The sequence below is a fragment of the Priestia sp. SRI_019 genome (assembly GCF_057586255.1).
On sequence record NZ_JBYCZN010000001.1, the window covers coordinates 1578867 to 1604303 of the forward strand.

At 37.8% G+C, this 25437-nt stretch carries 29 protein-coding genes; 13 read left to right on the forward strand and 16 right to left on the reverse strand.

Translation table 11 applies throughout. The features are described from left to right. Nucleotides 1–73 precede the first annotated feature (73 nt). Nucleotides 74–556, forward strand: a complete 483-nt coding sequence (locus AC2YJL_RS08630) for a hypothetical protein (protein WP_195696570.1) — start codon at nucleotides 74–76, stop codon at nucleotides 554–556. A 36-nt stretch (nucleotides 557–592) separates the two neighbouring features. Here AC2YJL_RS08630 and AC2YJL_RS08635 read toward each other — a convergent pair whose 3' ends face one another. Both AC2YJL_RS08635 and ytvA read right to left on the reverse strand, forming a co-directional pair. Further along, nucleotides 593–1426, reverse strand: coding sequence for an STAS domain-containing protein (locus AC2YJL_RS08635; protein WP_195696571.1), 834 nt, complete (start codon nucleotides 1424–1426; stop codon nucleotides 593–595). Between the two features lie 238 nt (nucleotides 1427–1664). Continuing rightward, nucleotides 1665–2447: a YtvA family blue-light photoreceptor gene (gene ytvA / locus AC2YJL_RS08640; RefSeq protein ID WP_369361125.1), complete on the reverse strand. Its 783-nt coding sequence runs from the start codon at nucleotides 2445–2447 to the stop codon at nucleotides 1665–1667. Nucleotides 2448–2599: 152 nt separating this feature from the next. On the opposite strand from ytvA, the gene AC2YJL_RS08645 reads away from it, so the two are divergent. The 3 genes from AC2YJL_RS08645 to AC2YJL_RS08655 all read left to right on the forward strand — a co-directional run bounded on the left by AC2YJL_RS08645 (nucleotide 2600) and on the right by AC2YJL_RS08655 (nucleotide 4694). Continuing rightward, a complete protein-coding gene (locus tag AC2YJL_RS08645; RefSeq protein WP_082178482.1) occupies nucleotides 2600–2863 on the forward strand; it encodes a hypothetical protein in 264 nt (87 codons plus the stop codon). Nucleotides 2864–3217: 354 nt separating this feature from the next. After that, nucleotides 3218–3883, forward strand: coding sequence for a cobalamin B12-binding domain-containing protein (locus AC2YJL_RS08650; RefSeq protein WP_050689869.1), 666 nt, complete (start codon nucleotides 3218–3220; stop codon nucleotides 3881–3883). Continuing rightward, on the forward strand, nucleotides 3870–4694 hold the full coding sequence (locus tag AC2YJL_RS08655; protein WP_047932508.1) for an STAS domain-containing protein: 825 nt from the start codon (nucleotides 3870–3872) through the stop codon (nucleotides 4692–4694). Before AC2YJL_RS08650 ends, AC2YJL_RS08655 begins: the two co-directional genes overlap by 14 nt. An 85-nt stretch (nucleotides 4695–4779) precedes the next feature. On the opposite strand, the gene pdxR is transcribed toward AC2YJL_RS08655, so the two are convergent. After that, complete coding sequence (pdxR, locus tag AC2YJL_RS08660) at nucleotides 4780–6213, reverse strand: MocR-like pyridoxine biosynthesis transcription factor PdxR (RefSeq protein ID WP_487374708.1); 1434 nt, start codon at nucleotides 6211–6213, stop codon at nucleotides 4780–4782. A 144-nt stretch (nucleotides 6214–6357) separates the two neighbouring features. Here pdxR and AC2YJL_RS08665 point away from each other — a divergent pair, with 144 nt between their 5' ends. Next, a complete protein-coding gene (locus AC2YJL_RS08665; protein ID WP_487374709.1) occupies nucleotides 6358–7275 on the forward strand; it encodes a DMT family transporter in 918 nt (305 codons plus the stop codon). 113 nt (nucleotides 7276–7388) lie between these two features. Here the strand turns inward: AC2YJL_RS08665 and AC2YJL_RS08670 are convergent, their stop codons facing one another. Continuing rightward, complete coding sequence (locus AC2YJL_RS08670; protein WP_195696574.1) at nucleotides 7389–8303, reverse strand: LysR family transcriptional regulator; 915 nt, start codon at nucleotides 8301–8303, stop codon at nucleotides 7389–7391. A gap of 410 nt (nucleotides 8304–8713) precedes the next feature. On the opposite strand from AC2YJL_RS08670, the gene AC2YJL_RS08675 reads away from it, so the two are divergent. Beyond that, on the forward strand, nucleotides 8714–9817 hold the full coding sequence (locus tag AC2YJL_RS08675; protein ID WP_195696575.1) for a citrate synthase/methylcitrate synthase: 1104 nt from the start codon (nucleotides 8714–8716) through the stop codon (nucleotides 9815–9817). 55 nt (nucleotides 9818–9872) lie between these two features. On the opposite strand, the gene AC2YJL_RS08680 is transcribed toward AC2YJL_RS08675, so the two are convergent. Next, a complete protein-coding gene (locus AC2YJL_RS08680; protein WP_223260182.1) occupies nucleotides 9873–10337 on the reverse strand; it encodes a DUF4306 domain-containing protein in 465 nt (154 codons plus the stop codon). A 188-nt stretch (nucleotides 10338–10525) separates the two neighbouring features. Here AC2YJL_RS08680 and AC2YJL_RS08685 point away from each other — a divergent pair, with 188 nt between their 5' ends. After that, complete coding sequence (locus tag AC2YJL_RS08685) at nucleotides 10526–11410, forward strand: diacylglycerol/lipid kinase family protein (RefSeq protein ID WP_025751162.1); 885 nt, start codon at nucleotides 10526–10528, stop codon at nucleotides 11408–11410. 27 nt (nucleotides 11411–11437) lie between these two features. Here AC2YJL_RS08685 and AC2YJL_RS08690 read toward each other — a convergent pair whose 3' ends face one another. Continuing rightward, a complete protein-coding gene (locus tag AC2YJL_RS08690) occupies nucleotides 11438–12001 on the reverse strand; it encodes a YitT family protein (RefSeq protein WP_230933023.1) in 564 nt (187 codons plus the stop codon). Between the two features lie 357 nt (nucleotides 12002–12358). Here AC2YJL_RS08690 and AC2YJL_RS08695 point away from each other — a divergent pair, with 357 nt between their 5' ends. Together AC2YJL_RS08695 and AC2YJL_RS08700 are read left to right on the forward strand one after the other, a co-directional pair. Then, the gene (locus AC2YJL_RS08695; RefSeq protein ID WP_230933022.1) at nucleotides 12359–13528 is read left to right on the forward strand and encodes an MFS transporter; all 1170 of its coding nucleotides are present in this window, start codon (nucleotides 12359–12361) and stop codon (nucleotides 13526–13528) included. A gap of 185 nt (nucleotides 13529–13713) precedes the next feature. Then, nucleotides 13714–14160, forward strand: a complete 447-nt coding sequence (locus AC2YJL_RS08700; RefSeq protein ID WP_369361120.1) for a GNAT family N-acetyltransferase — start codon at nucleotides 13714–13716, stop codon at nucleotides 14158–14160. Nucleotides 14161–14487: 327 nt separating this feature from the next. On the opposite strand, the gene AC2YJL_RS08705 is transcribed toward AC2YJL_RS08700, so the two are convergent. Beyond that, nucleotides 14488–14844: a hypothetical protein gene (locus AC2YJL_RS08705; protein WP_230933021.1), complete on the reverse strand. Its 357-nt coding sequence runs from the start codon at nucleotides 14842–14844 to the stop codon at nucleotides 14488–14490. Nucleotides 14845–14910: 66 nt separating this feature from the next. Then, nucleotides 14911–15777 (reverse strand): YitT family protein, encoded by an 867-nt coding sequence (locus tag AC2YJL_RS08710; protein ID WP_153254895.1) that lies wholly within the window; start codon nucleotides 15775–15777, stop codon nucleotides 14911–14913. A 162-nt stretch (nucleotides 15778–15939) separates the two neighbouring features. On the opposite strand from AC2YJL_RS08710, the gene cobT reads away from it, so the two are divergent. Then, complete coding sequence (gene cobT / locus AC2YJL_RS08715) at nucleotides 15940–16977, forward strand: nicotinate-nucleotide--dimethylbenzimidazole phosphoribosyltransferase (protein WP_230933020.1); 1038 nt, start codon at nucleotides 15940–15942, stop codon at nucleotides 16975–16977. A 59-nt stretch (nucleotides 16978–17036) separates the two neighbouring features. Here cobT and AC2YJL_RS08720 read toward each other — a convergent pair whose 3' ends face one another. Next, nucleotides 17037–17171: a hypothetical protein gene (locus AC2YJL_RS08720; protein ID WP_013057740.1), complete on the reverse strand. Its 135-nt coding sequence runs from the start codon at nucleotides 17169–17171 to the stop codon at nucleotides 17037–17039. A 318-nt stretch (nucleotides 17172–17489) separates the two neighbouring features. Between AC2YJL_RS08720 and AC2YJL_RS08725 the strand changes: the two genes are divergently transcribed. Then, nucleotides 17490–18170 (forward strand): FHA domain-containing protein, encoded by a 681-nt coding sequence (locus tag AC2YJL_RS08725; protein WP_369361117.1) that lies wholly within the window; start codon nucleotides 17490–17492, stop codon nucleotides 18168–18170. Between the two features lie 15 nt (nucleotides 18171–18185). Here AC2YJL_RS08725 and AC2YJL_RS08730 read toward each other — a convergent pair whose 3' ends face one another. The 3 genes from AC2YJL_RS08730 to AC2YJL_RS08740 form a co-directional block, all read right to left on the reverse strand. Further along, nucleotides 18186–18953: a class I SAM-dependent methyltransferase gene (locus tag AC2YJL_RS08730; RefSeq protein ID WP_195696582.1), complete on the reverse strand. Its 768-nt coding sequence runs from the start codon at nucleotides 18951–18953 to the stop codon at nucleotides 18186–18188. Nucleotides 18954–19141: 188 nt separating this feature from the next. Further along, nucleotides 19142–19603: a DinB family protein gene (locus AC2YJL_RS08735; RefSeq protein WP_195696583.1), complete on the reverse strand. Its 462-nt coding sequence runs from the start codon at nucleotides 19601–19603 to the stop codon at nucleotides 19142–19144. 120 nt (nucleotides 19604–19723) lie between these two features. After that, on the reverse strand, nucleotides 19724–19999 hold the full coding sequence (locus AC2YJL_RS08740) for an AbrB/MazE/SpoVT family DNA-binding domain-containing protein (protein WP_013057736.1): 276 nt from the start codon (nucleotides 19997–19999) through the stop codon (nucleotides 19724–19726). A gap of 413 nt (nucleotides 20000–20412) precedes the next feature. On the opposite strand from AC2YJL_RS08740, the gene rpsN reads away from it, so the two are divergent. Then, nucleotides 20413–20682 carry a 30S ribosomal protein S14 gene (gene rpsN, locus AC2YJL_RS08745; protein WP_098600994.1) on the forward strand — a complete coding sequence of 90 codons (270 nt, stop codon included), beginning with the start codon at nucleotides 20413–20415 and terminating at the stop codon, nucleotides 20680–20682. Between the two features lie 29 nt (nucleotides 20683–20711). On the opposite strand, the gene AC2YJL_RS08750 is transcribed toward rpsN, so the two are convergent. Continuing rightward, nucleotides 20712–22232, reverse strand: coding sequence for an N-acetylmuramoyl-L-alanine amidase family protein (locus AC2YJL_RS08750; protein WP_369361114.1), 1521 nt, complete (start codon nucleotides 22230–22232; stop codon nucleotides 20712–20714). 560 nt (nucleotides 22233–22792) lie between these two features. On the opposite strand from AC2YJL_RS08750, the gene AC2YJL_RS08755 reads away from it, so the two are divergent. Continuing rightward, nucleotides 22793–23326, forward strand: coding sequence for a GrpB family protein (locus tag AC2YJL_RS08755; protein WP_230933016.1), 534 nt, complete (start codon nucleotides 22793–22795; stop codon nucleotides 23324–23326). A gap of 35 nt (nucleotides 23327–23361) precedes the next feature. Here AC2YJL_RS08755 and AC2YJL_RS08760 read toward each other — a convergent pair whose 3' ends face one another. From AC2YJL_RS08760 to nfsA, 3 genes are all read right to left on the reverse strand, one after another. Continuing rightward, nucleotides 23362–24042 (reverse strand): DUF4397 domain-containing protein, encoded by a 681-nt coding sequence (locus AC2YJL_RS08760; protein WP_025751171.1) that lies wholly within the window; start codon nucleotides 24040–24042, stop codon nucleotides 23362–23364. Between the two features lie 115 nt (nucleotides 24043–24157). Then, nucleotides 24158–24595, reverse strand: a complete 438-nt coding sequence (locus tag AC2YJL_RS08765; protein WP_230933015.1) for a hypothetical protein — start codon at nucleotides 24593–24595, stop codon at nucleotides 24158–24160. 92 nt (nucleotides 24596–24687) lie between these two features. Continuing rightward, nucleotides 24688–25425 carry an oxygen-insensitive NADPH nitroreductase gene (gene nfsA, locus AC2YJL_RS08770; protein ID WP_195696588.1) on the reverse strand — a complete coding sequence of 246 codons (738 nt, stop codon included), beginning with the start codon at nucleotides 25423–25425 and terminating at the stop codon, nucleotides 24688–24690. Nucleotides 25426–25437: the final 12 nt, after the last annotated feature.

Sequence of the window (25437 nt, forward strand, 5' to 3'; positions counted from 1 at the left end):
TTGCAGGCGAAAGAGTATACTATGCACCCACTCGCTTACGTGCACCACGTTTACAAAAAAGGGAGGACATAGTATGAAAAAAGTGGTGATCATCCTATTTAGTTTGTTTTCATTAGCCGCATGTCAGGTTCCTACAGCTGAAACGCTTGAAGATCCTTATCCACCCGCTATAAAAATAATAGCTGAAGGCAAAGAAGCCATCATCAAGCCTTTATTCTTTTGCTGGACCGAATGTGAAGCTGATTTTGGCGAACGAAAAAATTTTAGACAAATTGTTATGAAAGATAGTATTCCCGTCTCTCAAGATGGTCAAGTGTCCATTAAAATAGATGGTAAAAAACCTAATGCGCTTTATTACAAACAAATTCGCAATCAGTCTATTCATGAAAACATAGTAGAAAAAAAGGACATAAAAAAAACATCTGCTATTACAGTAGACTCTGCCTCTCACAGTGACAGTGATCGGTATATACTCGTAGCAGATTGGAAAGATAACAAGGGAAAAAAGTTAATCGGGCGTGTCTACTATACTCCAGTAAAATTTGAAACACCATAGATATGGCTCTCTATGCTGTAATAGAGAGCCATGTGCTTAACTAATGGAATTAAGTGCTTGTGCAAGAGAAGAAGTAGTTTTAACCTGTTCAAATGAAAGCCCTAAGCGAATGGCAGTTTGAGAAATTTCCGGTCGAATTCCAGATAAAATTGTTTGCACACCAATTAAACGAAGAGCTTTTACCAAATTAAAAATCTCTTGTGCCATCATCGTATCAATCGTAGCTACACCGAGCAGGTCAATACATAAATGTTCAACGCCTTTTTCCGAGCATTGCTGAAGCGTGTTTTCTAAAATAAACTGACTTTTGACCGTTCCAATATCCCCCACAAGAGGCAGAAGTGCAACTTTATTTTGAAGCATGATCACAGGAGAACTTAATTCATTAATTAAGTCTTTCTGAGCGTTCAGCTGTTCTTGCGTATTTTTATGATATTCTTGAATAAAGATATAAATAGATAGATCAAAAGCTTTAACAATAATGTCATACCACATAAATATCTTATCTACGCTTACCTCATCCGAATGCAAAGAGATAAACTTCTTTAAGTAATTAACGGCAATTTTTTGTGAATTAAAATATTCTCGAATAATAAAGTGAAGAGGCGTACTTAAATGCTTTGGATCACGCGCTAGTTCTATCGACCACTGCTGAAAATCCGAAAAAAAATAATCCTCATCTCTTATAAATACATCAAATAAATGCTGAAAATAATCTTGATTTTGCTGCTTCAGTTCTTTCACAATTGCTGGATTTTTACTCGAATAGACAGAGAACTCATTTTCATCGTCGAGCTGATTGTACCAGTCTTCAGTTAATTGAAGAGAATGTTCTTTGAAAAAATGATATAAGTCCTGATTTTTATGCATGAAGACTCTCCTTATATATGTATAGTCTAATTGTTTTATAAATAAAGGCATAAAAGCATCCCCTGATCTAGAGTGAGGATGCTTATAAATAAATCCATTATGAAGCGCATTTATTTTCCTATACGCCTTGTTTTCCCTAACTGTATACTCTCAAACCCAATTTATTAAAAAATAAACATTTTTTAACTACCATATTCATGCATTTTATCTATTTTTCATAAAGAACCACTTCTTGTGCTTATAACTTTAGCTTCCGTAAGGCATCTTTAATGCTTTGATAGACTAAAATAAAGGACATATCATCTTCTATAGTGCTCATATGTATGGCCATGTTAGGAGAAATTCCTGTTAAAACAAGCTGAGTTCCCATGAGCTTCAGCCAATTGTAAATATTAAGAATATCACGGCCGAATGAATCATTAAATTGCGCTAACCCTGAGACGTCTAGGATTAAATAACGATCTTTGCTGCTTGTGTTACGCGAGGTAAAGCTATTAAATAGCATTTCTATACGACGTTCGTTTAACGTTCCGATTAATGGAAGAACAGAGATTCCTTCCTCTATTGGCACGATAGGGGTGGATAGCCTTTCAACTTCTTCCAAAGCTTGCTGAAGCTGTTCCTGAGCTGTAATCTCTATTGTTACGTCTTTTTGAACACCAATAAAGTAGTATTTATCTTCTTCTTCTACATATGTCGGGTCAATCGTTAGCTGATTATGAAAGAAAGAGCCGTCTTTTCGATAATTAACAAGCGTAACAGAGACTGACTGATTGCGGCTGATAGCGCTGCGAATTTCATCAACGTGGTGCGGGTTTGTAAGAGGACCTTGTAGAAAACGGCAATTTTCTCCTAATACTTCTTCTTCCTTATAGCCGGTCATAAGGGAAAACCCGTGATTGAGGTAAATAATTGGGTTATCAGGCAAAGAAGGGTCCGTCACAATAATACCAGATTGTGAGCTATGAAGGGCTTTATTTAAAATGGACCATTTCGAATCTTGAGCTTCAGGTGTAGTCAATGCATTCCCTCATTCCTTGGAATTTTTATAAAAATATTGTGACATAAACATGTCAAAAAAACAATTTTCGACGCGTTTGTTCCTAGAGAAAGAATGAAGATAAGGAAAAATATGTTATAATAGTTTCAGGGGCAAAGGGAGTGTGAACAAATGTGATAACCATCAATTTATTTAATGTTAGTTTCTTTGTGATGGCGCTAGCAGGCTTTATTCTCATTTTTTGTTTGCGTATAAAGTTCAAGCGGCCACTGTCATTATTTAAATGGTCTTTTTTATTCGGAACAGTGCTGCTGTCGTTAAGTTTATACTTGTTTATGGCGACCAGCCAATATATTCATTTGATATGCAATACAATCGGCTCAGTTATGACAGCGCTCTACCTTATCAGTATTATGGTTGGAGCAGAAGAATCATAAATACATATGTTTAAAAGTCTATTAAAAGTGGAAAAAAGGAAAGATGCATAAAAGAGAAAGAGACGCACTTACATTCTTTTAGCCGACGAAATGATAACAACTTGAAAAACACTTCGGTACAAGATGCCGAGGTGTTTTTCGTAAATGAAAGGGAAAGGAGAATATTTAGAGAAATACTAGTCATGTTTTACTGAGTGTAGTAAAATAAAAAGTTATTATTCTATTTTTAGGTTGTTGCTATTAGCAACATGTGTTAGTCTAAAAGTGGTATACATTTTAGGCGATCTTGAAAAAGAGAGACGAGAAGCTTTTATTCAAGTTTCTTAAAAGCTTTACGTTTACTGAGGTGAAACAATGAAATCTCAAGTACAAAAATTTGTAGGCTATTTATTAGCTGGTGATCAAGACAGCGCTTGGGAAGTTGTGCTAGAAGAAATCCAACAGGGAAAGAACAGCCTAGATATTTATGAAAATTTAATTACAACCGCAATGCGAGTAACTGGAGATATGTGGGAAGAAAATATCATTTCTGTAGCTGATGAGCATGTTGCAACTACGACATGTGATTATGTGCTAACTCGCTATCGCTTTTATAAAAAAATTCAGGGACACGCTTCAGACACCGCTCCAAGGGCACTGCTTCTATGCTTGGAACAAGAACAGCACTTCATTGGTTTAAAGATGGTGGCTTTATTGTTTGAGGAACACGGTTGGAATACTCGCTTTTTAGGGGCCAATCTACCTCTGGAATACGCTGAGAAAATGGCTATAGAATGGAAGCCTCACATGGTAGGATTATCCGTCAGCATCCCCTATCATATTGAGAGGCTTGCTGAATACACCAAAACTTTGGACAAATTAGAACCAAGACCAACAGTAATGGTAGGAGGGCGCTTAGTTTCTCAAATTGATTTCCGTTCTTACTGTTCTGAGCATACACGCCTAATTCCGGATCTTCACCAACTAAATAACTGGTTACTCAGTTATCACAAAGGAGTGGAAGTTAATGTCGATGCTTGAATATGTTCCAATTCCTTACTTTTTAGTGGATACTGAATTTAATATTTTGGAATGGTCGCAACAATCAGGTCATTTATTTAAGCCTTCAGCTAATTTTTTAGATCTTGTAGACGTATTTAGTCAAGAAAAGGCGAGAAAGTTTTTAAGCTTGCGCCAAAAAGATTCTCGAGAATTGTCTGTAGACGAACCCCACGATGAGCAAACGCTTGTCCAAAGCCGAGGCCAGGCTATTCAGAAAGTAGAGCTCGTGATGCAAACCAATGATTCGCCTTATTCATTGTTTGAATGCTTAATTCAATGGGATAGCGATATAGGTCATTTAGTTTGTATTCGCCAAGATGAACGTATACAAGAGCTAACGAGTCTTGTTCAAGACCATCGGAAACGATTAGCAGATACAGATTTTGAACTGCTTGAACAAAAAGAACGTCTTGAAAAATCGTTACAAAAAATTAAGCAACTGTCCGCTTCTTTTATTAAGTTATCCTCTAAAGTAGGACTTATACCTCTTTTTGGAGACTTAGATACAGATCTTGTAGCTGAAAATACGTCCATTTTGCAAAACTTTGCGCATGAAGGAAATTACACCACGCTTCTATTTGACTTTGGGGGACTAGATATATTAACGACCGAAGGAATTCAAGCTTTTGCAGGCTTTATGCAGTCCTTCTATCTCATGGGTATCACATGCTATATTATTGGCATGAAGCCGCACCATACGGCTGCTCTGAAAAATAGAACGTTTGGTGACCAAATTATTTATATGAATAACTTGAGTGAAATTATTGCTGTGAATAAAAATGTGAGTTAAAAGAGTGGAGGAGAAGAAAGTTATTCTTCTCCTCTTTCTGTATACACTTCTTTTCTTATAATTAAACATCTATTAAAGAATCTTTTTATATTTCAGCTGAAAGAATGGTGTTAAGACGTTGAAGTCCCGTGTTCAAATCAGTATCACTAAGGAGGGAATAGCTTATTCGAATGTAAGCATGAAGCGATTTGTGAACAAAACAAGCTTCACCAGGTAAAAAGCAGATATTGTGCTCCTGGGCTTTTTTTAATAACCCAAATGTGTTTATTTTTTGAGGCAGTTTTAACCATAAGTTGAATCCTCCTTTAGGAACTTGGAATTGAACGGATTCGGAAAGAGGCGAAAGCAGGTCGCTTGCATGATCTCTTCTCAGCTGCAAAGCGGTCCTCAGTTTTTCCATGTGATGTTTCATTCGCTCAGTCCGTAAAAAAGCTAGCACGGCTTTTTGAGTTAGCAAGGGACTACCAATATCCATCAGTGCTTTAACCGCATATAGCCAATCAAATACAGAACCTTGTGCATAAAGTAATCCAATTCGAAGTCCTGGAGCCAACGTTTTACTAAACCCCTTCAAGAACAAAACATGCCCGTTTTTATCAAACGTTTTGATCGGTGGAGGCACCGATATATCATCGAAATAAATCTCTCCAAACGATTCATCTTCAACAATAAAAAAGTGATACAATTCGGCCAAATCAACTAGTTCTTTGCGGCGCTGTCTGCTCATTAGTATACCTGTAGGGTTTTGAAAAGAAGGGTTCACGTACAAAAGCGAAGGCTTTATTTTTTGGCAGCATTCTTCTACTAAATCAGATTGTATTCCTTCTTCATCTAGTTCAATTGAAATGACGTTGACACCTTTATTGGTGAAGACATCAATTGCAGCTCCGTAGCATGGACTCTCTACTATAACCGTATCCCCTGGCTTTAAAAGCGTTTGAGCAATTAAATCAATACCTTGCTGAGCGCCACTTGTAATTATAATTTCATGAGGATCAGCTTTTATTCCTTGCTCTCTCTGTAAATAAGAAGAAAACTCTATGCGAAGCTCCCGGTCTCCTTGAATTGGACCGTATGTGGCTAAAACAAGCTCATTGGTACGTAACAGACTTTGCATTTCTTGCGCTAAAAACTGATTAGGAAGGAGACGAGGGTAAAGAATAGCCTGAGAGAAATCATAATATTTACGATCACGATTTAAGCTATACTGAGAGCGCGTGATATTTACGTTTAATTCATCTTGCCATGAAAAATTATTTAATACCTTGGAAGAACGTTTAGTAACCCCTTTAACAAAAGCTCCTTTTCCTGACTGTATTACGATTAATCCTGATTTTTGTAAGAGCTGATACGCTTTTCGTACCGTTAATAAGCTTATTTCTAACTCTTGTGATAGCTTGCGTAAAGAAGGGAGCTGATCACCAGGTTTTATCATGCTCGTTTGGATGCGATAACGAATCTGTTCATAGATTTGCTGATAAATGGGGGTAGAAGATTTTTTATGTACATTAAATCTCATTGTGTCACCTAACTATTCTTTTTCTTTAGTTAACCTCAAAATAAGCATGGGCGCAACTGGAAAAACAGCAACTGTTATAGTCAAGGTTTTACTGTTATACTTCCTTTCTTTTATACTCGTGGCATATTTAAAGGAGGAAGATATATGATTATTATTAATTACGTACTTATCTGTTTTATTTTCGGCACGACATTTTTAACTATTAAATTAGGGATTGAAGCAGGAATGCCTCCACTTTTCTCAGCTGGAACTCGCTTTCTTTTAGCAGGAATCTTAGTAATCTCGTACTTTGCATATAAAAAAGACGTTCGACGCTCGTTATTATTTTCAAAAAAAGTGATGATGGTAGGGTTTTGTTTGACCTTTATGACATTTTCAACGCTCTATTGGGCAGAACAACATGTGACATCGGGTCTTGCAGCTGTTTTATCTGCTACTGGGCCAATGATGATATTGCTTATTCAAGTGATGCAAAGAAAAATGGAATTAAAAAAAGAGCAGTTATTCGCTTTGCTTCTGGCTTTTACCGGTGTTATTTGCATTTCACTTCCCAATGTGACAGCCACTATGTCTTATTCGTGGACGTTAGGGTGTATTATTATCATAGTAGGAGAGGTATTTTACGGCATAGGCAGCAATTATTCGAAAGCTTTATTAAATGAACTAAAAGAAGTGTCACCGTTTTTAATTAACGGTATCCAAATGTTTTACGGGGGAATATTTCTACTGGTGCTATCTTTGTGTACAGAGCAGATCCATGTTTCAACTATTATGCCTTGGAACGCAGTATGGTCTATTGTATATTTAATTTTTGTTGGTTCAATTGCTGGCCACGGCTTATATTATTGGCTAATCGCCCAAACAAATCCGGTTTTTCCATCTACTTGGTTGTATGTATCTCCTTTAATCGCAGTGTTAATCGGCTATGTAGTCTTAAATGAAGCTATCACGCCTTCTATTATTGGCGGAAGCCTTCTTATTTTAATAGGAGTGTTTATGGCCAATCGTGAAGCTTTGGGAGTACATTTTAAAAAAGGTGTGCTATTCAAAAAGCAGCTGTAAAGCAAGTCGCCATTTGCTGACTTGTTTTTAGTTGATCGCAAGACAAAAAAGATTGAAGAAAGATATATAAGATGACTAAAAGCCTCTTCCTAATGAAAGAAGAGGCTTTTTTGTTAAGAGTTTGCTGACATCGTATGAGATGGTAAAATGATATCTTGGTCGACGAGAAAGGACAAAAGTTCTCGTGTAGCATATGACATATAGCGATCTTTTTTCAAAATAATGCCGAGCTCCCACATTGGAGTAGGTGCGGCAATTGGAATACTTTTAATAAAGGGATTATTGATTTTCGGAAACACGGACTTTGGTAAAATAGCAATACCTAATTCAGAAGCAACTAGTTCAATAATTAAATCCCATTGAGAACTTTCGTACGCTATTTTTGGATGAAAACCCGCTTGAATGCACTCATGAATAATGCGATCATGAAGAGAGAAATCTTTGCTGAACAGAACAAACGGCTCTTCTCTAAGCTCGCTCAAAGCAACAATTGATTTAGCTGCCAGCGGATGCTCATGATGAATGTATAAATTAAACTCTTCTTCAATAAACGGATAGACGTGAAAAAGAGGGTTTTGAATAGGCAACACGATAATGCCAAGGTCTACTTGTTCGTTTTCTACAAGTTCGACAATTCGCTTTGCGCCAAGCTCCACAAGCTCTAATTTCACCTGAGGATGTTTTGCTGTAAAGTTTTTTGCAATCATCGGGAAAACAACAGTCCCTACTAAAGGAGGAATTCCTACTTTAATATCTCCTGTAGGCAGATTTCGTAAATCATCTAACAGAGCATGCAGCTCGTGAAGAGTGGATACCAGCTTTTGGCTTTGCCCATACACAATCTGTCCTGCATCGGTTAACGTCAGCTTTCGAGTAGAGCGATCAAAAAGATCTACGCCGAGTTCTTCTTCTAGTTTTTTTACAATTTTACTTAATGCTGGCTGAGACAAGTGAATTGTAGCTGCTGCTTTCGTGAAACTTTTTTGATTAACTACTTCCATGAAATGTTGCAGTTCTCGAATATCCATAAATTCTCCTCACTAGTATTCTTAGTTTTCATACTATTTATTCTATTTATCTATTTTACTTATGATTCAAATAAATGTAAACTCTTACATAAGGAAATGAATAGTGATTCATCTAAAAATAGTACATCAAATTCCTCTAAATACGTTAGAAACCCGCATGTTTGTAAGCGTTAACAAAAAAAGCGCCCTCGAAGAAAATCCTAGAAAAATATTTTTTCCTCCCGTAAAACAAAGCCGCGAGCGCAGAAATAACACGTGTTGAAATGTTCATTTTGTATACTGTTCTGACAATTAAGAAAGAGGAATAAAATGGTATAGTGCACCACTAAGGTGAGTCTATTCATTCTGCAAACGAGCCGTACATAGAAAAAAGGGCCGGTTTGTTAAAAATAATTGGGGGAGTGGTTGAGATGACATACGTTAAAGGATTAGAAGGAATCGTTGCAGCTGAAACAAAAGTAGGGCATGTTGATGGAGAGAAAGGTCAGCTGATTTATCGCGGATATTGGGCAAAAGATTTGGCAATCAATTATTCTTTTGAAGAAGTTTCTTATTTAATTTGGAACGGCACGTTGCCAAATCATGATGAGTTAAAAGCATTTAAACAAAAAATGGTGACTCATCGTACGCTTCCAGCTAATATTGTTGCGTTAATGGACTGTTTGCCAAAAGATACAGAAGTGATGAGCGCGCTTCGCACATGTATCTCAGCTTTAGGAGACCCTTCATACAGCTGGCCTCCGACAAAAGAGCAGGCGCTTGCGATTACAGCGGTAACACCTACCATTATTGCGTATTGGTATCGTAAAATGAATGATTTAGAAGTAGTAGAGCCTAACGAGCATTTAGATCATGTAGCAAACTATTTATACATGATTAACGGAGAAATTCCAAATCAAAGTTTGGTTACTGCGCTGAACGCATATTTTGTTTTGACAATTGAGCATGGAATGAACGCCTCAACCTTCTCATCACGCGTTATTTCATCTACCGAATCTGACATGGTTTCAGCTATTTGCGGAGCAATTGGCGCGATGAAAGGTCCTCTTCATGGAGGAGCTCCTTCTGGTGTTATTACCATGTTTGATGAAATTGGAAGTGAAGAGAATATTGAGCCTTGGGTTCGTAAAAAGTTAGATAATAAAGAGAAAATCATGGGATTTGGTCATCGCGTTTATCGTACACATGATCCAAGAGCAGAAGCATTAAAAGAAGTATCGAAACAAATCTCAGGAGACAACGGGTTATTTGATTTAATTGTTAAGATTGAAGATAAAACCATTGAATTACTCAATGAATACAAGCCGGGTCGAGGCATTTATACCAATGTAGAATATTTCGCTGCAGCGGTTATGAAAGCGGTTGAGCTTCCGTCTGAACTATTCACACCAACCTTCACAGCAAGCCGTTTAGTTGGCTGGACAGCTCATGTCGTAGAGCAGTCAGAAAATAATCGTATTTACCGACCTCAGTCTGCGTATACAGGTTATACGCCAGTTGAACAAAATCAATAAATAAACTCGGTTTCACATAAAAAACGTCGGTAGATCCGACGTTTTTTTCATATGGTTAAATATATTCTTTTTGAGAATAAAATCGCTTTAATAAATAGAATAATCCGACTGCTAAGCATAAACTTGCTGCAGCTAAGCTAGAGGTAATCATGGCGTGCTCACCTTCTGTAGGGGTATGTGAAAGTTTATAGCTGCTGTAGCATAAGAGAGCTGTGATACATAAACAGCAGGAGCTAATCAATCCATACCGCTTTTTGAAGCCAATAATAGATAGTAATACAATCAAATAAATCCCGCTCACCATCATCATAATTGGAAACTGAGGATGGAATTTAATTGTATATAACAAATAATCGATGTGAGAATAGTGATGAACCGCCGAGGACTTTGTTAGCCCTCCGGTCAAACTAGCTGATAAAGGTCCTTCAAGCATCGAAGAGCCGTTATACCAAGTAGCGACTGAGGAAAGTAAAAAAACAAAACAACTTGCAAATAGCTGCGTCATGCATTTTATTGACACGTATAGAAAGCTCCTCTCAATAACCATCTTTTGTTAATACAAGTCCGAAAATTATTATAGCAGGTTTTGAAAGTAAAAAAAGTACTATTGGAATGGTTTCATAAAACGTTCATATTTGAAAAGGTTTGTTTTTTTTTAAGAAAGGGAAAAAAGGTGAAACGGAAGATATGAATAGAGGAGAGAGAAAGATGAAGGCAGCAGTGATTTTGAATCCAAACGCAGGAAACAAAAAATTAGTAAATGAAATTGACTTTATATGTGATCGGTTAAACACTGCATTTGAGACGGTTACTTTATATAAAACAGAGCAACCTGGAGATGGTGCCGATCTGGTAAGAAAATTGGAAGGCAAAGCGGATGTCATTATTGGAGCAGGAGGAGACGGGACAATTTATGAACTTATCAATGCTCTTGCTCCGCTGCAGCAACGTCCTGTATTTGCTATTTTACCTGGTGGAACGTGCAACGACTTTTCGCGTGCAATTGGAATGAATCAAAATCCTTTAAAAGCAGTGGAGCAAATTATTGAAAAGCAGACGGAAGCAGTAGATGTTGGAAAACATGGCGAAGATTATTTTTTAAACTTTTGGGGAATCGGCCTCGTAGCTGATGTATCTGAAAATATTTTGGAAGAAAACAAAGAAAAATTTGGTAAGCTCTCTTACTACATGAGCGTAGGTAGAACTTTAAATCAAGCAGAGCCTTTTCAATTAAAAATGACGAGCGAAAAAGCTTCCTATGAAGGAGAAGCTGTTATGGTGTTAATTGGAAACGGTCCTTTTTTAGGAGGAACTCGCGCTATGCTAGGAAACAGCTCATTTCAAGACGGATTATTAGACGTATTCGTTATTAAAGAAATGGGAATCGAGCCTGTTATGGCATGGTTACAAACAAGCCCTGATGAAGAACAGCTTAACCCCGAAAGCAACCTTATGCATTTTCGTGCAAAAGAAGTCCATATTGAAACTACTCCTGAAAAAACGGTAGATTGTGATGGAGAAAAAGAAACGACAACACCTTCAACGATTACGGTTCTCCACAATCACATAAATATGATAGTCGGAAACAGATAAAAAAACGCTGGAACTTCCAGCGTTTTTTTATGAAGAGAGCCATCGTGGAGAAGTAAAGAGCATAATCATTATGCTGCTCATCGTAACAACAAGCATGGAGTAGCAAAAAGCAGTAAATCCGATAATATGTAAGCCCACTATCATAATCGTACTGTCTAAGATGAAAATGGTTATTCCAATATTGATTTTCCATTTTTTCGATACAATAATGGCAATTAAATCAAGCCCATCCGAACTGATGCCGTAGCGAAGCATCAGTCCTATTCCCATTCCTACGAGTGCGCCTCCAAGCAATGAGCTAAAAAGCAAAGGAAGCTCCAGCGTACCTTCGAGAATAGACAGCCATTCTGTCATAAAAAAAGAAACAACTAAACCTATACTTCCATAAAAAAAGTTTTGACGATGACGAAAAAAAGCATATAAATAGACAGGTACGTTCAAAAAGAAAATGGACAGTCCGATAGGAGTTCCAAACACATAATATACGATAAGCCCAAATCCTATAAGTCCACCGTCTAGTAAGTGATAAGGAGCAATAAATCCGTTTAGCCCTAGTCCAATTAATAAGCTGCCACAGCAAATCGAAACCACTCTCGAAAAAATATTCCTCACCCTATACGTTAAATTTTAATAGGAGTACTCGTCCATCTATGTATATGGCAAGCTTAGGTTATTTAGAAGTAAAGAAGAAAAAAGAAAATTATGTAAAAAGTATTGATTCTATAACTCTGATATTCTATAGTTAATCTAACTTCGTTTTCACGACAATTTCTTGATTTTTTACGATACTGTTTAACTGTTTGTATTTTTTAATATATATAAAAGTTGTGTTTTGTAAAAAGCATACGATTGTAATAAGTGGGTAAAAGCAAGCCGCTATATAGAGGAGTTGATTACGTGTAGGATTCTCTTTCTTTTCAGTCATACTAAAAAGAAAGAGGGATTGTCGTGAAAAATCGTTCCGTACTTTTTTTATGGTTTGGTCAAAGCCAAGCCAATTTAGCAGATGTATTATATATTGTTGCGTTAATCAGCATTCTTTATGCTCAAAATAGTTCTCCTGTGCTGCTTTCATGCATTCCGTTTACCATTACGACTGCTAAGTTTTTGAGCAGTTTTACTGTGCCTTTTCTTATAGATCGCTACAGGGCTAAGCGTATTCTTGTGGTGTCTCAGCTGTTAAAAACCAGTGTTTTATCTATGTTTTTCTTGTGGCATATGTCGCTTATCAGCATGCTGTGCTGCGTGGCGTTTATTGCTTTTTTCGATGGGTGGGCAGCTCCTGTTCAAAGCTCTATGCTTCCTCACTTAGTAGATAAAGAAAAGCTGTTAAAATGGAACAGTATGTTTAATGTCACGGATCAAACGATTCAAATTGCAGCCTATCCGCTTGGAAGCTTTCTGATCATTAGCTGGGATGCTACTAGCCTTTTATGGCTGTCATTTTCATTATTCAGTTTGTCAATCGTATTTATGCAGGCCATTCGCATTAACGCTCATTCTTCTAAAACGAAGCAAAAACAAGGGTTAAAAGAGGGATGGAAGCTAATTTGGCATTATCCGCGCCTGCGGGTTTTATTAGTCATGGAGGTTTTAGAGGGGATGGCTGCCGGCGTTTGGGCATCAGCAATTGTCTACGTGTTTGTGAAAGAGATATTAAATAAAAATGAAGCTTGGTGGGGATATATCAACAGCAGTTTTTTTGTTGGAACGGTTCTTGGAGGTTTCGTTTTGTTGAAGATTTCAGTTGAACAAGAGAAAAGTCTTTATCATATCGTAACACTAGGCAGTCTTTTATCAGGTTTCTTTACATTATTGTTCGGAGTGATGTCTGCTCCTTTTCTTTCACTTTTACTTAGTTTTGCTATTGGCATTGCCCTTCAAATAAGCGCTACGTGTTCTTACACGCTTACACAAACGGCCGTTCCTTTAGAAAAGCTTTCTAAGGTACTTTCCGCTACGCTGAGCGTTTCATATGTGACGTTTGGGCTTTCGGTGCTGCTGCTTGGAGCTGTTGCTTCGCTAAATGTGACGGCGGCGTTTCTAACAGCAGGAGGACTGATTGTAATCAGCGGCTGTGTAGGTTTATTCTTACGAAATTATGCGCTTGCTAACTAAAAAAGGTTGCTATTTGCAACCTTTTTTTAAAACATCGTATTTTCTCTCCTCAACCATACGCCGTATACGGTTGTTTGCTTTAAATATCCCTTGTGTAAAAGTAGGGAGCTTTTCACGAAAACGAAAGGAAAAAAAGTATGGCTATCGAATTATGTTAAGAGCGTTGAGCTAAAAGGAGTGATTAAATGGTTGTCATTCGACAGGCGGTTGAAACTGATCGAGAGCGACTGGCTACGTTAATGCAAGAATATATAGTGAAATTTTGTGAGCAGCCTGCCCCTTCCCGGAAAGCTTTAACTTTACATATTAAGCGCTTATTGAATAATCCTTCCTATGGTATCCAGTTTGTTGCTGAATTGGAAGGGAAACTAGTAGGTTTTGCGACGGTTTACGTATCGTGGAGCACCTATTATTTTAAAGAAGTAGCCATCTTAAAAGACTTGTACGTATCTCCTTTAAACAGAGGAAATAAAATCGGTGAACGTTTGTTTAAAATCTGTCTGGCCTATTCTCAAAAGTATGAGTTTGCAGGTATGACCGCTGAGTGCAACAGTGAAAATAAAGTGGCTCAAAACCTTTATCAAAAAATGAACGGTAAAGAAAATGCAGGGGTTCAATACCGTTTTTTTTAAGAGAAGTGCAGCTTTTACTTTTAAGACTTCTACTAAATGGCAAAAATATGTTATAGTATGAAAAGTGAAATTGATGAAAATGTCGGTGGGCTATATGTTAGATGATCGTATCAATAGTAGGGGGAAGTTGGACTAGCTGTTTGAAAGGCGGCATCCTATTTTTAGTATAGCCGCAAGGAAGGAGCAGGACCTTGAAAAAAAATCCAATCTTAAACGCGTGGAAAATAGTAACTGCGACGAGCGGTTTTTTACTTGCGCTGTTTATCTTTAAAGTCCGAAAAGGAAGATAACCATATAAAGAAAGCTCCTCGATTGAGGAGCTTTTTATTATTTAGTAATAGGAAACGTCAAGGGAGTCACGGTTGATAAAGAATCTCTGTAAGAATGATAGGTGAAATAATGACGTGTTGGACTATAAATAGTCATGTAAAGTAAATAATCATATTTCGTTTCCATATAGAAAAAAACGCCGTCTGCGTAGAGTGTATAGAAAGAGTACGAAATCCCGAGCAGCGTTTGCTTTTGTACACTTGTGCTTGGGTTTTCTTTAATCCATTCATACAGTTCAAACGCACTCACTCCCGGTGATGATTGCAGCGTATGTACTTTGTCATATAACTTATCAGATACATCGGAAACCGACTGTTTTAATTGGTGAAATAAGTTGGACATTTGTTCTTTCATTGTGGTGAGCTCCTTTACGGGTAGTAAGCTATTAGCATGCTCAGGGAAATCCACGCTTATGTATAGTTAGTGGATGGCTGATTTGAATTTGCCGCCCTGCGCTTCTTGGGTATCCATAATGGTTGTAAATGCATGTGGGTCTATTTCGGAAATAATGGTTTTAAGCTTGGTAATTTCCAAACGCGTCACAACTACGTATATGACTTCTTTTTCTGTACCTTCAAATCCGCCTTTACCGTAAAGCTTTGTAACGCCGCGTCCTAGACGATGCGTAATAGCGTCTGATAGCTCTTCATAGTGATCTGAAACTATAAAAGCTGCTTTTGTTTCATCAAGACCCTGAATAATCGCATCGATTGTTTTAGAAGCAATATAGTACGTAAGGATCGAGTACATGGCCTGTTCCCAACCTAGCACAAACCCTGCCCAAGCAAAAATGAAGATATTTAAAAACATCACAAATTCGCCCACAGAAAACGGGATTTTTTTTGTTAATAAAATACCTAAAATCTCAGTTCCGTCTAACGCTCCGCCGTGACGAATGACCGTTCCTACACCTGCTCCTAACAGCAGCCCGCCAAATACAGTAGCAAGAAGCGGTTCAGATGTTACAGCTGGAACATGGTGCAATTGAGATTCTACAATGGATAAAGCAACGACTGCAAACATAGATGAGAAGCAGAAGTTACGACCAATTTGTTTGTACCCACTATATAAAAAAGGGAGATTAAAGATGATGATAAGAAGACTGAACGGCAATTTCGTTAAGTAAACTAAAATTAGAGAAATACCGATAATACCGCCATCAATTACGGAATTTGGGACTAAAAATAATTCGATAGAAACGGCAGCCAAGGAAGCTCCAATTAACATCATAATGTAGCGATAAATGAGCCGACCTGCCTTTTCCTTTTTGTGCTGTTTCGTTGTCATAAAATCTTTCCTTTCAAAATACTGCCTATACGCAACTCTTACTAGTATAACTAAGTCTTGGGAACTCTATCCAATTATCTATTTTAAAAAATACTAGCCAGAATAAATAAAATCCTGTTAAATTAAACGGTAGACATTTGCTGAAATAAAGGAGCTGTACATATGATAAACGTTTATATTCCAGCGCTTCAAACAAGCGCTGGCGAAAAAGCGGCACGCTATATTGATACATTAACCAAGCCGATAGGAAGCCTTGGAAGACTCGAAGAAATAGCAGTTGAATTAGCGGCCATGACCGGGGAAGTTTTTCCGACGGTCACACCCCCAGGAGTCCTCGTTTTTGCAGGCGATCATGGGATTGTAAAAGAAGGAGTTTCAGCTTATCCGCAAGACGTAACGGCACAAATGGCGCTGAATTTTTTGCAGGGAGGAGCAGCTATTAACGTGTTTAGCCAGCAAATAGATGCACAGTTCAAACTGATTGACATCGGCATTGCTTCTGATCTTTCTCATAAGGACCTTGTACAACGCAAAGTGAAGCGGGGCACAGCAAGTTTTTATAAAGAAGATGCGATGACGCGCAGTGAGGCAGAATTGGCTGTTCAAGTCGGATATGAAGAAGCTGAAGAGCTTATTGCCCAAGGAATTAAATGTTTGATTGTAGGAGAAATGGGCATCGGAAATACTACGTCAAGCACGGCTATTTTAGCTGTATTGACAGGAGAAAAAGTCTCTAAGCTTGCAGGAATGGGCACGGGGATTTCTGACGAACAGCTACGCCATAAAGTCAACGTGATTGAAGAAGCGCTGCAAAACAGGCACATCAACCCTCAGGATCCGATTGATATTATCAGTAAAATAGGGGGTCTTGAAATTGCCGGGATGACAGGTGCTATGCTGGCGGCAGCTGCTCACCGTATTCCTATTTTAGTAGATGGTTTTATTTGTACAGTTGCAGCCCTTCTAGCGACAGAAATCAATACACAAGCAAGAGACTATATGTTTGCTAGTCACGAATCTGTTGAACAAGGTCATGCGTGTGCAATGAAGCTTCTTGGCAAGAAACCGCTCCTCAATCTCAATCTTCGGTTAGGCGAGGGAAGTGGAGCTGCTGTTACATTTCCGCTGCTGCACTCGGCTTCACTGATGATTGCCAATATGGCCACGTTTCAATCTGCAGGAGTGTCTGAGAAAGAATAAACCTAAAAAAGACATGGAAACAAAACCATGTCTTTTTTTCTTTATTTTATAAAAAAACCTTATATTTTTAACATCATAAACCAATAAATGCTAAAGCTAGCACCTGTTAAAATAAATGATCCAATAATTAACAATACCAGTGCAACGCGTCGTTTAATCGCTTGAATTTCTCTATCTTTTGGCAAACGTCCCATTGGTCTTCCTCCATTATGTAAATATTTCACGTATTTTCCTATTTTACTCCGCTTTAAAAAGAGAGAACATATGTCAAAGTTACTAAAAATCAAATTATTTTACAAAAAAATTGTATCACCGTTACAGCAGGGTAAAGAATACGTATTTTTTCAGTTAGAAAAGGACTGCTCTAAAGGTTTACTTACATGGCAACAACCTTTATCATATAACTGACTATACTATGATGTTATCCAAAGTTGGAAGAAATCTCAATAAATGTGAGTGTTATAATTACATGATAAGAGTCAGAAAATTTTAAAAAAGAGTGTGAGCAAACAATGAACGGTATGTTGATTATTCGGAACGGTGCTCCTTTTTATGAAGGAGCTTCCGTGCCTATTCCAAAAGATAAAGCCTGTATTATCGGACGAAGCAGTGAAGAATGGGAGCCTTATCTGGCCTTTCAGAGTGCTTACATTTCACGCAAGCATTTTGAAGTAACGTACGAAAGCAATACATTTTTCATTACAGACTTGTTTAGTAAACACGGGACAAAAGTAAACGGAGAAGAGTTACAGCCTGGAACCCCTCGTTTATTGAAAGAGCAGGATGTCATTACCTTAGCAAATGAGGAAGCATCTTTAGTATTTAGAAATGATGATATGGATGCAACCCTCGATTTAGGACCTTTGCTAAAACAAATAAATAAGCCATTTTACACATTAGATCCAATTTTGCAGAAAGTAAAAGTAAAAGAGGAAACGTATATTCTGTCAGATAAAGAATACGCGTGCTTAGCTTATCTTCTAGAATACAACAATCAATTTGTTTCAAAAGAGGCATTAAAAAAAAGCGTTTGGCCTGAACGAGTAGAGTCAAATGGAGAAATTCTAGTAGCAGCGGAAGAGCTGAATGCGCTGATTTACCGGGTTCGCAAAAAAATTGGAACATATTTAGAAATCGAAGTGATTCGAGGAAAAGGATATTGGCTGCACTTTAACGAAAATGGACGTGAATAGAATCACGTCCATTTTTTAATCTCGTTTTACAGCATGTACACGTATATGTTTAGCTTCTGCCAGCCAAGATCCATTTTGAAATAGTTTATCTTGCATTCGATTTTCTAAGCGCGTAATGAGGACATTTTTAGTTTCTGTCGTCACGTGAGCAAAAAGAGGGGCTGCATTTGTTTCTAACCAATTACGCAAGCCGTTTTCCCCTTTTAACAAGAAGGGACGGCTGTAGTGAATGGCTGTGGTGACTTGAAAATTCTGTGATTCCAAAAGAGAAGAATATTCAGCTACAGAAGGAAAGTACCATGGGAAATCTACATCGTTATAAGGGATATCAAACGTTTTAAAGTGACGAATGATTTCTGTGAAAATTTCGTCCATGTTTCCTTTTCCCCAAAATTCTGCTACAAATCGGCCATTTGGTTTTAAAGCATTGTAAATGTTTTTAATGACAAGGTGAGGGGGACGGATGTCGTGTAAAGTTGCATTGGAAAAAACTGCGTCAAATTGTTCGTAATAAGGAAGGTTAAGGGCATTTAACTGTTCAAAGGATAGAGTTGGGTACTGATGACGAGCCTGTTCAATCATATTTTCAGAGCAATCGATGCCCGTTGCACGGACATGAAGCTTATTGAGCTGCGAAATAAATTCGCCAGTGCCACAGCCAATATCTAAAATATGTTCGCCAGCTTGAGGAGAAAGAAGGTTCATAGCACTTCCTCCAAATGAAGAAACAAACGGAAGATGATACACTTGAGCAATTTTTTGTTGGTTAACAGTTTGACTCATGAAGTGATTCCTCCTTTGTAAAAGATGATGACTATCGTTTTATAAGAAGAAACAAGCTTTGAATAGTAGATATGAAGTTATTGATAGAATTATACCATATATCTCACTTATTATGCCGAAAACTGCAAAGAAAAAGCGCACCAAACTTCTAGCTTGGGCGCTTACAAGCACGAACTATTTTCTAACCATTAACCGAACTGAACAAATAGAGGAAGATCTGTATGACCCATCTCACGTACGTAGACGTATAAATTTCCTTTATGATGAATTTCATGGTCAATGGCCATTTGTAAAAGTTGTCTTCCGGGAAGCTTTTTTCCAAACGCTGCAGTGGCGTCAATTGTTTTGTTTAAATCATCTTCGCTAAGTGAACGTAATACGTCTACTGTTTTTTGCGTATATTCAGCTGCAAGGTCCGATAATGACTTACCGCCAAAATCAGCTTTTTGACCAAGTGGAGATAAATCACCGGATTTTACCACTGATGCAAATGCATAAAAGGATGTTAAAATATGGGTAGATAAGTCAAAAGCGGACATAGATGTCGGGGCAGGCTTGTATTCGTAGTGACCTGCTTCAATTTTGTTGATTAATTCATTAGTTACGTTTCGATGTGCTAAAAAGTGATGAGTCATTTGTTCGACTGTCATGATAAAAGGCTCCTTTATTATGTATTCGCTTCTGAGTATAGCATTTGAAAATCAGAAAGCGAAGAAAAAACTTTATCAATAAGAAAAACAGCTGCATAGTAGCAGCTGCTTTTCTTATTATTAGAAATTACGTTGTTTTAACTCTTCAAGCAATAACTCCATACCTTCGCGGCTTAAAGTTAATTTGCCATCTGCGATTGTTACGTTATCAGAAGATACTTCGCCAGTAATCGCACAAGCACCGTTCGGCTCATATTTCTTTAAAATAATTCGATCTGTTTCGACAAAAATTTCAACAGGATCTTTTACATCTATTTCAAGAACACGTCTTAACTCTTTAGGAATTACGATACGACCTAAATCATCTACTTTTCTTACAATACCAGTCGATTTCATTTTTTAATCACCTTTACTTTTATATTTTATTGAGTACGCAAAATATTATTTTTGGAATTTCTAAGATGATTATATACTAGATAACCGCTAAATTTGTCGAAGTTATTAATATGTAAATGAACTGTAATATTATTGAAATATTATCTGTAAATACAAATCCTCCTACAATATGGAATATGTAGGGCTCTTTGTATGATATAGGAGATGCAGGAATTAATTACATTTGACATACAATTTTATTTATGTTTATGCAGCAGCCTGCGGGGAGGCTACATGTGAGTGTGGAAGCAAATAAGTTGAAAGAATGAAGAGAATATGATTAGATTAGAGAAGTGACTTGCTCAAAACATTTAAATCGTAATGATTACGTATTTCAAATAAAAAAGTAATAAAACGAAAGGATGACAAAGAATTTGGCTAAAAAATCAAAAGTTATAAAAGAACAAAAGCGTCAAGAGATGGTAGCGAAGTATGCGCAATTGCGCCAAGAGCTGAAGGAAAAAGGAGATTACGAAGCGTTAAAAAAATTGCCTAGAGATTCTTCGCCAACGCGCTTAAATAATCGTTGCCGCGTTACTGGTCGTCCGAGAGGCTACCTTAGAAAATTTGAAATGTCACGCATCGCTTTTAGGGAATTAGCCTACAAAGGGCAAATTCCAGGTGTTAAAAAAGCAAGCTGGTAGTATAAAAGCCCTCATAATGAGGGCTTTTATTATTTATTAGCTGCAAAATATCGAGCAATTCCTTGGTAAATACCTGTAGATATTTGCTGCTGATACGCGTTAGAAGAAACAATTTGCTCATCGTGAGCATTTGATAAAAAGCCTAATTCAAGAAGTACGGCCCGCTGGTTGTTTTCGCGAGTAACATAATAATCTCCAAAACGAACCCCCATATCCTTCATAGAAGGCGCGTTTTCAGCCATGCTTTCTTGAATGTATTTTGCTAATTCTTTATCTTTGGATTCACTGTAATAAAATGATGCGATGCCGTTTGCAGAAGATGAAGTAGAAGCGTTATAGTGAATGCTGATAAATGCATCTGCATGCTTTGCTTCACTAACATTCACCCGTCCGCTCAGTGAAATAAAAGTATCGTTTGAACGCGTCATAAATACATTTGCTCCAGAATTAGCTAGGCGGCTTGCCACAAGTTTTGCTGTTGTTAACGCTAAATTTTTCTCAATCGATGACTTGCCTGAAGTGCCAGGGTCATATCCGCCGTGCCCAGCGTCTACTACAATAATTTTATCTTTTAAAGCAGCAGAAGGAGAAGGCAAACTAGCTGAAGGTGTAGAACCAGCCGCAGCTGTTAACCCTTTTGATACCCATGCTGTTTGACTCGCAGAGTACTGAATTTGCACCCAGTCATTCGCTTCGCCTAATTTTTTGAATCTTTCACCTGCTTTTGCTACGCGAATAATTCCCGCATTTAAGCTCGGCTGACTGCGTAAATTTGAAGCTTTTGTAATTTGAATCGACTGGGCTGTTTGTGAAGACTGTCCGGAATCAGTTTGTAAATACTGACTTGCTACCCACCCCGTTTTGCCGCTTGCCGTTTTAATCTGTGACCACGATCCGCTTTCTTTTACCACGGTTACTTTTGCATTGCGCGGTAAGTTTGTCACGAGGGATGCGCTTGTGCTCGCAGAAGAGCGAACGTTTAATGAGCTCGCATTAACGGTCGCTGACTTGGACGTCGTGGACCCAGAATCTTTAGCTGGCGTAGAAGAAGCAGAGCCAGTTTTTAAATACTGACTCGCCACCCAGCCCGTTTGACCGCTTGCCGTTTTAATCTGTGACCACGATCCGCTTTCTTTTACCACGGTTACTTTTGCATTGCGCGGTAAGTTTGTCACGAGGGATGCGCTTGTGCTTGCAGAAGAACGAACGTTTAATGAGCTCGCATTCACGACCGCTGACTTCGATGTCGAATTTGCAGTAGACGTACTGTTTGTTTGCGTTTTATTTATGTATTGAGATGAAATCCAAGCTTCTTTACCGTTATAGGTAATTTTAGCCCATCCTTTGCTTTCATCTACTATATCAACGGTGTTTCCCTTCGTTATTTTTCCAACGATAGCACCGCTTGTACTAGGCGTTGCACGTACATTTAACGATGTAGCAGTTACTTTAGCCGATTCAGCTGCATTTGCATCAATTGAATGCAAAAGCAATGAAGAGCTTAAAAGAACAGAAGAAACGGCTGTGTACATGACATGTTTTTTATTCATTTTTTCCTCCTTGCAAATTACAAATTTCAACATAAGGTTATTAGTATACAAAGCATATATCGGCAAATAGCCCAAAAATTTGAGTTAAATCTACTATTATCTCATAATACCGATATTATCCATCATACTATATGTCGAAATTCAATTGTATAATGAATTTGAACTATCTGCCATCCTTAACGATAAAATTTTACATTAATGTAAAATATAATTATGTTGAAGGTGTAATTTAGCGATAGTAAAGACCTTTAATCCTTTGTTCATCTACATTTTGAGGATATGTCTTCTACTAACAAAAAGGTAAAATAGTATAAAACAGCTGAGTGTGAATATGATAGAGGAAAGATAGACACTAAAAGTGTATCTATCTTTTGGAGGAGGAAACATCCACAATTATGAAACATGTAGAATAAAAATAACAAAAATATATAAAATAATACAAAGCCTGTCTGGAGGGGTGTAAAGCTCGTAGCATAAACTAAAAGTAAATAGTTAGAAAATTCTTTCTTTTTATTTTAAAACATGATACAGTATAAAAAAGTGAAAGGGTGGAAACTGATATGCGAAAGATTGTTCAGTATGAAACAAAGTGGTCGCTTTTGTATCAAATGGAAAAAGAAGCGTTGCTTAATACACTAAAAGATTTTTCAGTAGACATCGAACATATTGGAAGCACGTCCGTTCCAGGATTAGCTGGTTCACCAATCGTTGATATTTTAATCGGAGTCAAACGCGAAGAAGATATAAATGAAGTGCGCGCTATATTAAAAAATAAATCTCACGTATATGTAGCGGAAAAAGAGATGTTTGTCTTATTAAAAGAAGGCGTTCCAGCTGCACACTACCCTACAATTATGACAGCTGAAAATGCCCGTAAGCTCATTCCACATGATGCGAGAAGAAGTCATGTGTACGTAACGGTCAGTGAATCACCTTACTGGAACGAACGAATTAATTTCAGGGAGCAGTTACGCTCGAACGAACGTGCTAGAAAAAAATATGAAGGTATGAAATACGAGCTTTCAAAACGACTGTGGAACGACATTTCTACCTATGAGTGCAAAAAAGAGGAATTCATTCAGCGCAGTCTATAAAAAACGTCATTTCAATTGAAATGACGTTTTTTTAATTAATTATCTTGTAAAACAATGGTCTCAAGCTTGTCAGCAGTATTCACTGCGAGAACCGTATAGTTTTTACCGCTTTGAAGATTTGTTCCAGGAAGACTTAGTATTTCTTTTCCATCTGCCGTAGAAACAGATAGATCATACGATCCCGGATTTACTACTTGATAACCTGAAATGCTTTTAAAAGACAGATCTTTAAATAAAGGAGCAGCACCTTTGGGACCTACGTTTACCGCAGGAGCATCAGGAGATAAATGAGCAACACGTAAGCTTGCTTTCCCATCCATTCCTTGCTTATTATTCGTGAAAGCCTGTAGTTCAAGGTTTTCTGCTTTATTTACAGCGGCCACTGTATACGATTTTCCACCGTCTACAACAAGGGTAGCTTCGATGATGGAATCTTTTGTTCCTTTTGTCTTCGCTTCGTATACTTCTACTTTATGAGAACCGGCTGCCAAAGGCAAAGAGTTGGCGACATCTTTAAACTTTGCTCCTTCTACTAAAGCTTTGTCATCCACAAAAATGTCTACAGCCGGAGCATCCGGTGAAGCATGAACGATGCGAACTTCTGCATTTTGAGCTGTTCGCTCATCTGCAGCAGGAGGTGTTTCAGCGGCAAATACTAACATGCGGCTAAGTGCCAAGAAGGCAATCACTGCTGCCATTACGAATAGTCGTTTCATCAAGTATCACTCCTTTTTTAGTATACACAGCTTTATGTAAAGAGAAGGACTGTGCAGTTGTTAGCGTATACTAAATAAAATCAACTATTCGTTTGTTTGTTAACTTTTGATGTGTTTACTGAGATTTCTGACGAAAAAATCGAAGAATAGCCAAAATATTGTACAGAGCTGTTAAGAGCCATGTCAATAAAAAGCCTAGGCTAAGCCCAATATTGGCATCTATATACGTATGCGTAAAGTCATCATATACGACGTAGGCAAGAGGAGCAATCGACAGTAAAAATAGAAGAAAAAACAAAAGCGTTTTCCAACTGTTTAATGTGAAGGTTAAATAAAACAAAAGGAATGCAGCGAACAATAGAAGAGCGTCTCGAATAGCCCAAGGTAAAACGCCGATATGTGGATTAGCGAGAAGAAAAGTCGGGACAATTGAAAAGAAGAAAAGGAGAGAAAGTAAAGTCACGTGAAGAGTGTGCTTTTTTGTAACAGCCGGCACCAATAAAAACGCTGCGGTTGCACTTAAAAGAAAATTACAAATTAAAATAAACTCCATACCAACACCTCATTTATTGAGTATTACTTTTAGTCTATTCAGCACGCTGTTAAAGTAGATAAAAAAGCTGCGATGTTCATCGCAGCTTTTGGTTATTCGAATTTAAACCCTTGTTTTTCAAGCATCGCTCGAACTTCTGGGTAATAAATGGTCTTATAAATAGCTGATACCGTTTGTGACCAGTTGCGGTCATCAGCACCGTTTGTTCTCTTTTTCATATACTCTGCCATTTCAGCATCATAGTCTTGAATCAATGACTTTAAGTCATGATTATAGCTTTCACGATGGTGCACAGCAGCTTGTGGCAATCGAGGTTTCTTCGCAGAATGATCTGCCGGATGTCCAACCACAAGACCGCTTACTGGGAATACGTATTCCGGTAAATCGAGCAGTTCAATGACTTCTAGCGGCTTTCTGCGAATTCCTCCGATTGGGACTGTACCTAAACCGAGTGATTCTGCTGCAACTGTTGCGGCTTCTAAAGAAATTCCAGCATCGGTTGCCCCGACTAAGATTGATTCAAGCCCATCAGTTACGCCAAGAGGGGCATCGTTAAGTTCAGCTGCAATCTTAGCACGATTAAAATCTGCACAAAAGATTAAAAATAGAGGAGCTTGGTCGATCCACGCTTGGTTGCCGGCAAGCTCTGAAAGTTTTTTCTTCTTTTCTTTATCTTGGACGCTAATAATAGTCACTTGCTGTCCATTGATAGAAGAAGCGGCTGACTGAGCAGATTGAATAATCGTATCTAAATGCTCGTCACTTACTGCTTCGTCTGTATACTTACGGATAGAACGGTGATCTTGAATTGTACGAATTGCTTCATTCATGATGCGTCATCC